Source organism: uncultured Subdoligranulum sp. (genome assembly GCF_937890665.1).
This window is the reverse complement of sequence record NZ_CALADU010000227.1, coordinates 1-6,912: the sequence shown is the minus strand read 5'-3', so window position 1 is coordinate 6,912 and position 6,912 is coordinate 1. Positions and strand designations below refer to the sequence as shown.

General features: G+C 49.3%; 6 protein-coding genes and 1 pseudogene. All 7 read left to right on the top strand.

The features are described from left to right. Window positions 1-1,174: 23S rRNA (uracil(1939)-C(5))-methyltransferase RlmD (gene rlmD, locus Q0526_RS13055; RefSeq protein ID WP_298734357.1), on the top strand; the 1,174-nt coding region annotated here is incomplete at its 5' end. A 71-nt stretch (window positions 1,175-1,245) separates the two neighbouring features. Next, window positions 1,246-2,235, top strand: a complete 990-nt coding sequence (locus tag Q0526_RS13050) for a diguanylate cyclase (protein WP_298734353.1) — start codon at window positions 1,246-1,248, stop codon at window positions 2,233-2,235. A 116-nt stretch (window positions 2,236-2,351) separates the two neighbouring features. Beyond that, window positions 2,352-2,744 carry a hypothetical protein gene (locus tag Q0526_RS13045; RefSeq protein WP_298734351.1) on the top strand — a complete coding sequence of 131 codons (393 nt, stop codon included), beginning with the start codon at window positions 2,352-2,354 and terminating at the stop codon, window positions 2,742-2,744. A gap of 6 nt (window positions 2,745-2,750) precedes the next feature. Then, window positions 2,751-3,602 (top strand): DUF5685 family protein, encoded by an 852-nt coding sequence (locus Q0526_RS13040; RefSeq protein WP_298734349.1) that lies wholly within the window; start codon window positions 2,751-2,753, stop codon window positions 3,600-3,602. Beyond that, a complete protein-coding gene (locus Q0526_RS13035) occupies window positions 3,599-4,354 on the top strand; it encodes a J domain-containing protein (RefSeq protein ID WP_298734346.1) in 756 nt (251 codons plus the stop codon). Before Q0526_RS13040 ends, Q0526_RS13035 begins: the two co-directional genes overlap by 4 nt. A 299-nt stretch (window positions 4,355-4,653) precedes the next feature. Continuing rightward, entirely contained in the window at window positions 4,654-5,976 is a 1,323-nt protein-coding gene (locus Q0526_RS13030; RefSeq protein ID WP_366522109.1) for an MATE family efflux transporter, read from the top strand. 578 nt (window positions 5,977-6,554) lie between these two features. Continuing rightward, window positions 6,555-6,857 (top strand): annotated as a pseudogene (locus tag Q0526_RS13025) (adenylate kinase); the annotation flags it as partial. Window positions 6,858-6,912 lie beyond the last annotated feature (55 nt).

Genomic DNA, 6,912 nt, shown 5'->3' with positions numbered 1-6,912 from the left:
CCGCCGGCCCGGCCGCATTGCAGTTGATTGTCCGGTGGCATCGCCCTGTGGAGGCTGCGGCTTGCGGCACATCTCTTACCAAGCCGAATGTGCTGCCAAAACCCAGTTTGTACGGGATGCCTTTTCTAGACTGGGAAAGCTGGACATACCGGTACTGCCCGTTCTCAGCGCGCCGGAGACGGACCGCTATCGCAACAAAGTGCAGCTACCCGTGGGAGAAGATGAAAATGGGCATCTGACCACCGGCTTTTTCGCGGGACGCAGCCATCGCATTGTATCTTGTTCGGACTGCAAACTTCAGCCCCTTTGGATGAACCAGCTAGCCGCACGCGCCTGCATTCTTTTGGAAGAGACTGGCGCTACCGCCTACAAGGAAGATTCCCATACCGGTTTGGTCCGGCACCTCTTTTTGCGGCAGGGCTGGCACAGCGGCGAACGGCTTTTGTGTTTTGTGCTCAACGGAAGATCTTTGCCGCAAGAGGATGCCGTGTGCAAAGCCTTACAGCAGGAGTTTTCCCTTACTACCGTACTCATCAATGAAAACACCGCCAAAACCAATGTGATTCTTGGTTCCCATACCCGCACGGTATTGGGACCCGGCACCATCGCCGATACCTTAGCCGGTGTAGAGATCCGTATGGGCGTACACGAATTTTATCAGGTCAACACCCCCGCAGCCGAGGTGCTCTACGCACAGGCAAGAGTCCGGGCCGCCTTGCGTCCCACCGATTTTCTGCTTGATTTGTACTGTGGCATGGGAACCATCGGTCTCTCGATGTTGCCCGATTGCCGCCGCTTGTTGGGGGTGGAGATCGTACCGCAGGCCGTGGAAGGTGCCAAAGCCACTGCCGCCCGTCTGGGACTGCCTCCCGAAAGAGCCGATTTCCGCTGCCAAGATGCGGGTACTGCGGCAGCGCAACTGGCTGCGGAAGGTATCCGTCCCGATGTAATTGTGGTGGATCCTCCGCGCAAAGGGTGTGATGCTGCCACGCTGCAAGCCTTGGAAGATATGGCGCCGCTCACCATTGTCATGGTGAGCTGCAACGCAGCCACCGCCGCCCGGGATACACGCTGGCTGACCGACCACGGCTACCAAGCTTCGGAAGTTCAACCCGTGGACCTCTTCCCCCGCACACGACATGTAGAAGCCATTGTGACACTGCATCGAAAATAAGAGCATCGATTTGTAAGGTTGGTTTTCTCGAGATCAAAGAGGGATTCCTCTTTCCCAGAAAGAAGGTGTGCATGACCATGCAAAGCGCAAGGACTCAAGACGAGCAAAAAGTCATAGAATTAACCAGTTTTATGCTGCATAAGCACTACGGTGAAAATGACCCCGAGGCGGTTATCGCACTGTTTGACGAGGATCTGCTCTGGGTGGGCGCCGGCGAAGAAGAATACGGGATCGGCGCCGAAACCGTTGCAGGATTTTTCCGCCGTTTCGCCGGTATGATCCCCCGCTGCAACATTTCCGGCGAGGAATATCACGTACTGATGCTGACCCCTGACATCTACCTTTGCAATGGTCGGGCATGGATTTCTACCGATGCCTCCACCCAAATCAGCTTACGGGTCCACCAACGGATCACCACTGTCTTCCGCCGTGTGAACGGCACCTTCCGCTGCTGTCACATTCATGCTTCCAACCCCTATGCCGATATGGCCGGCGACATCGGCTTTCCGGTCAAGATGGCCTTACAGTCCTATGAATACCTACAAGAACAAGTCGAGGCTCAAAAAAGGCAGATCGCTGCCCAGACTGCACAGTTGGAGCGGCTGAGCTTTGAAGATTCTTTGACGGGTCTCTACAATCGCAACAAATTCAACACCGTGATCGACGGCGACCTTTCCACACGGGGGGGGGAAGGTCTGGGTGTAGCTTGTTTTGATCTGAACGGTCTAAAAGAAATCAACGACAAAAGCGGGCATACAGCCGGTGACCGCTTGATTTGCAGCGCCGCAGAAGAATTTCATCGATTTTTTCATAAAATGACTTACCGTGTCGGCGGCGATGAATTCGTTATTATAGATCCCTATAACTGCCAACAAGTGTTTGTACAGACCATAGAAGCCTTACAGGCCGCGTTGCAAGCCAAAGGGATCAGTTGTTCCGCCGGCATCTCTTGGCGTCCTGGCACAGGTGATCTCAAAGTTCAATACGAGGAAGCCGATCGAAAAATGTACGAAAACAAGCGGCTGTTTTACAGTCGTCCCGAAAACAACCGCAGAATCTAGGCTTTTCTGCGATTTGTTCAAATTCTTTTTCGCTCTTGTTCACGATTTGCCAACATTTGCATGCCATAATGGAGAGCGAAAAATAAGGGCATCGCCCTAAAAGGTGGTTTTTTCTGATGAAAGGCTGGTTACAGCGCTTTATGTCCGGCCGCTACGGGTTTGACCGTTTTAGCGGTTTTCTGTCTACCTGTTCTTTGGTATTGATCCTGCTGGGTGCGTTTTTCAGTGCCGTACTCTATTGGCTTGGATTGCTTTTGCTGGTATATTCCTATTTTCGCATTTTAAGCCGAAACATCCAAAAGCGGTATCAGGAAAACGTTAAATATCTTGCCTTGGAAGGAAAAGTCACCCGCTGGTTTTCCACTCGAAAGATGCGTTTTCAGCAGCGCAAAGCCTACCACTACTATCGTTGCCCTCACTGCGGGCAGCAACTGCGAGTCCCCCGTGGCCGCGGCAAAATCTCCATCACCTGCCCCAAATGCGCTACACAGTTCATCAAAAAGAGTTGACGGGCTATGTTTGGATATGTTACCATCTATCGAAAGGGATTGGCAAAAGAAGACCTTGACCGCTACCAAGCGTATTACTGTGGTCTGTGCCAAGCACTGGGCCGCCGTTACGGTATGGCCGGGCAACTGACGCTGAGCTATGATATGGCCTTTGTGGCTATACTGCTCAGCGCTTTGTACGAGCCAGAGACTCAATTTGGCACGGGGCGCTGCGCCCCCCACCCTTTACGCACACGGCCCCGGGCCGACAATGAATTTCAAAACTATGCGGCAGACATGACCATCGCGCTGGCCTACTACAACTTCTTGGACGACTGGCAGGACGATCACCGACGTGCCAGTTTTCGACAAGCTAAAAAGTTGGAACCCTTTTTGCCAGCGATTCGAGAGCATTGGCCGCGTCAATACAGTGTGATCACCGAACAGTTGGCTGCATTGAATGTTTTGGAAGGTTCTGGCTCTCATGATCTGGATGCGTTATGCAACGCTTTCGGCACCTTGCTGGGAGCGGTGTTTGCATGTCGGGATGATTTGTGGGCACCGGTACTGCAAGAAATGGGACGTGGATTGGGCGGCTTCATCTATCTGATGGACGCCTACGACGATCTGGAAAAGGATCAAAAAAAGGGCCGCTATAATGCATTGCAAGCCCTGTGGGAGCAGCTTTCCCCTGCGGAATACGAAACCCACTGTCATGATCTTTTAACCCAACAGATCGGCTTGTGTGCCCAACAGTTTTCTTTACTGCCCATTTTACAGGATACCCCGGAGGGGAAATTATTGTATAATACGATTTATTCTGGCGTGTGGAGCAAATACGCGCTGGTAAGAAAGCACAGAGAGGGGCGTCACCAATGAGCGATCCGTATAGCGTATTGGGCATCACCCCCAGTGCCGATGATGAAGCCATCAAGAAGGCGTATCGCCAAAAATGTAAACAATACCATCCCGACCTGCATCCTAACGATCCTTCTGCCGAAGAAAAGTTCAAGGAAGTACAGGCTGCTTATAGCGAAATCATGCGCCGCAAGCAAAATGGCGGGCAGGCAGGCTATCAGGGTTCCCAACAGCATCAGAACTCCAACGGTCCCTATGGATACAGCCAAGGTGGTTACGGGAACCAGTATCAGCAAGATCCCTTTGGCGGATTTGGCTTTGGCCCCTTCGGGTTTGGTTTTTACGGTTCCACCAATAGCCGTCAAACCTACACCACCGGCCAAGAAAGCCCCGAGTTGCGAGCCGCTGCCAACTATATTCGCAACGGCTTTTACCATGAGGCCTTAAACACTTTGAATGGCATGGCTCCCAATGAACGCAACGCCCAGTGGCATTACTACTGCGCACTGGCCAACCAAGGGCTGGGCAACAACATTCGGGCTCGCGACGAAGCGCGAACAGCCGTTTCCATGGAACCCAACAACTATGCGTACCAGAATTTGTTGGATCAGTTGCAAAATCCTGGCCAAACCTATTCCAGCTACCAGCAGCCCTATGCCCAACCCAGCGGAAATCCGGGACGTTTTTGCCTTTCTTTCTGGATGTATCTTGTAATGTGCAACATCTGCAGCTGGTGCTGCTGCGGTGGACGTGGCGGTATGTTCTGCTGCTAATCTGCCTAAGTTTTCCGCATGTCTATTGCAACGGGAACGCAAAGGTTCCCGTTGCACCAGTCCTTTGAACAAGCCTATTAAGGTTTACTTTGGGTGGATACTTCCTTTCGGGAGCATCCACCTTTTTGTTCTGCCCCCCGTTTGGGGGCTTTTTCTATTGTTTTCCATTTATCCCCATAGGTAAATCTTCAAAGTTTATCAAGTTCAATCGATCATCGCTTGTACCGTATGGCACGACGCAGCGTGGAGACGTTTCAATTTCCATAGTTCCATTGACAGGCACATAAAAATGTGATAGCATGGGAAACGCGAAAGCTATATTTTTCCTTGTGGGTGAGATAAACAAGGGGAAATATAGCTTTTTTCTTTTAGTTCCAAAAGAAAAGAGGATTCCACAAATGCAGCAAACTTTTATGAAAACAAAGCCGGTTTTACCATTGGTTCTTTCCATGTCATTGCCGATGGTTGTATCCATGATGGTGGCGTCGCTATACAACATTGTTGACAGTTATTATGTCGCGAAAATTAGCGAAGATGCCATGACCGCCTTATCATTGGTGTTCCCTGTACAAAACCTTATCAATGCTGTTACCATCGGTTTTTCCATTGGCGCCAATGCTGTAATCTCCTATCATCTTGGTGCACAGGATTCCCAAAAAGCCAACGCTGCCGCGACACAGAGCGTAGTTTTCAATGCGATTTATGGGCTTTTATTAACGATTGGGTGCATTGCGGTCATGCCCTTTTTCCTTCGCCTTTTTACCACTGATGAGCAGGTCGTCGATATGGGGGTGCGGTACTCGAGAATCGCGTTTGCTTTTGCGGTATTTATAGCCATCTCCATGTCACTGGAAAAGATATTTCAAGCTGCTGGAAAAATGCTGGTGACCATGATCTGCATGATGTCCGGCTGTGTTGCCAATATCCTCTTAGACCCGATTTTAATTTTCGGCTGGGGGCCTTTTCCTGAAATGGGGATGGAGGGTGCCGCTTTAGCAACGGGTATCGGCCAAACGCTTAGCTTGGCAATGTATTGCATCTGCTATTTCGTCGGGAAACTCCCGGTACGGCTTTGCTTCACGGCCAATACTTTTAATCCCCGACTCACCAGAAAAATGTATTCTGTCGGAATTCCCGCCACTTTAAATTTAGCACTCCCCTCCCTGTTAATTTCGTGTTTGAATGTTCTCTTAGCTGCCTATTCCCAGATCTATGTTTTAGTTTTAGGTGTGTACTACAAGCTGCAAACATTCCTGTATTTGCCCGCAAACGGGATTGTTCAGGGGATGCGACCCATTATTGGATACAATTTTGGGGCAAAGGAATATTCCCGAGTTGAGAAGATTTACCGCGTGGCTCTTGCCATCTCTGCTTGCATCATGGCCGTTGGAACCATCTTATGTTGGTCGATTCCCGGCAAGCTGATTGGGCTATTTTCTACCAATGCAGATACAATAGCAGTGGGCAGCACGGCCCTTCAAATTATCAGCATTGGATTTGTAGTTTCTTCGATCTCCATAATTTCCTGCGGAGCTTTGGAAGGTTTGGGCATGGGCTTTCCCTCCTTTATCATTTCTTTGCTTCGCTACGCTTTATTGATTATTCCGCTCGCGTTTTTTTAAGTCGTCTTTTTGACGCTGTTGGTGTGTGGCATGCCTTTTGGGTTACCGAGGTAATTACTGCAATTATTGCTTATTGCCTTTATCGAAAAAAAGTATCCATCCGTAATACGGAAATCAATAAGGATTTATAAAACCGTTTCTGCCTCCTAAAAGAACCAAATAGCCCTTTTGGAATCCACTTCCGCAAGGGCTGTGTTCTACGCCCACGGTATGTAGGGTATTTTTCTGCCTCGCATCTTTTGCCGTGTCCTTTACATGGTCTAGCCATTTTAAGTGGATGTTTGGGAGAAGAAACGCCCGACTGCGGGGGCATAAAGAAGGATTCCCGAATCTTCTACAACACGACAGCTCAGCACCAGAGAGCCTTTACCGGAAAATTTCCTAAGGAGGCCCACTCCCTCGAACGATAATGTGTAGAGGGGCCATTGGTGAATCAGTGCCTTTTCCAACCGGCATAAGGCGGAAACAACTTGCGCTGCTAGTGGCAGCAGATGACAAGTTATCCCCAGAGTCTATCATTGTACAGCTGAATAAAGTATAATAAAAAATAGAAAATTTGAATTGGTGAGGATACAGGTGTGGTCATTTTAATCGCAGGAGCTTCCCACACAGGGAAAACCGTACTAGCACAAAAAATACTAGAGAAATATAAAATCCCATACTTTTCTATTGACCATTTAAAAATGGGACTGATCCGAAGTGGAAATAGCAACTTAGCGCCAGAAGATGATCCGGCGCTTCAGAAGTACCTTTGGCCAATCGTCAGAGAAATGATTAAGACGGCGATAGAAAACGATCAAAATCTTGTAATCGAGGGTGGATACATTCCTTTTTATTGGAAAGAAGATTTTGATGATAAGTACTTGAAAGAGATACGATACTGATGGTGTATAAATAAAGTTGACACCCTATTCTCAAGGATTTTGATATATAATC

Coding starts and splice junctions, on each gene's coding strand:
- Q0526_RS13030 (WP_366522109.1), top strand. CDS start 4,654: ATGGGAAACGCGAAAGCTATATTTTTCCTTGTGGGTGAGATAAACAAG.
- Q0526_RS13040 (WP_298734349.1), top strand. CDS start 2,751: ATGTTTGGATATGTTACCATCTATCGAAAGGGATTGGCAAAAGAAGAC.
- Q0526_RS13050 (WP_298734353.1), top strand. CDS start 1,246: ATGACCATGCAAAGCGCAAGGACTCAAGACGAGCAAAAAGTCATAGAA.
- Q0526_RS13035 (WP_298734346.1), top strand. CDS start 3,599: ATGAGCGATCCGTATAGCGTATTGGGCATCACCCCCAGTGCCGATGAT.
- Q0526_RS13045 (WP_298734351.1), top strand. CDS start 2,352: ATGAAAGGCTGGTTACAGCGCTTTATGTCCGGCCGCTACGGGTTTGAC.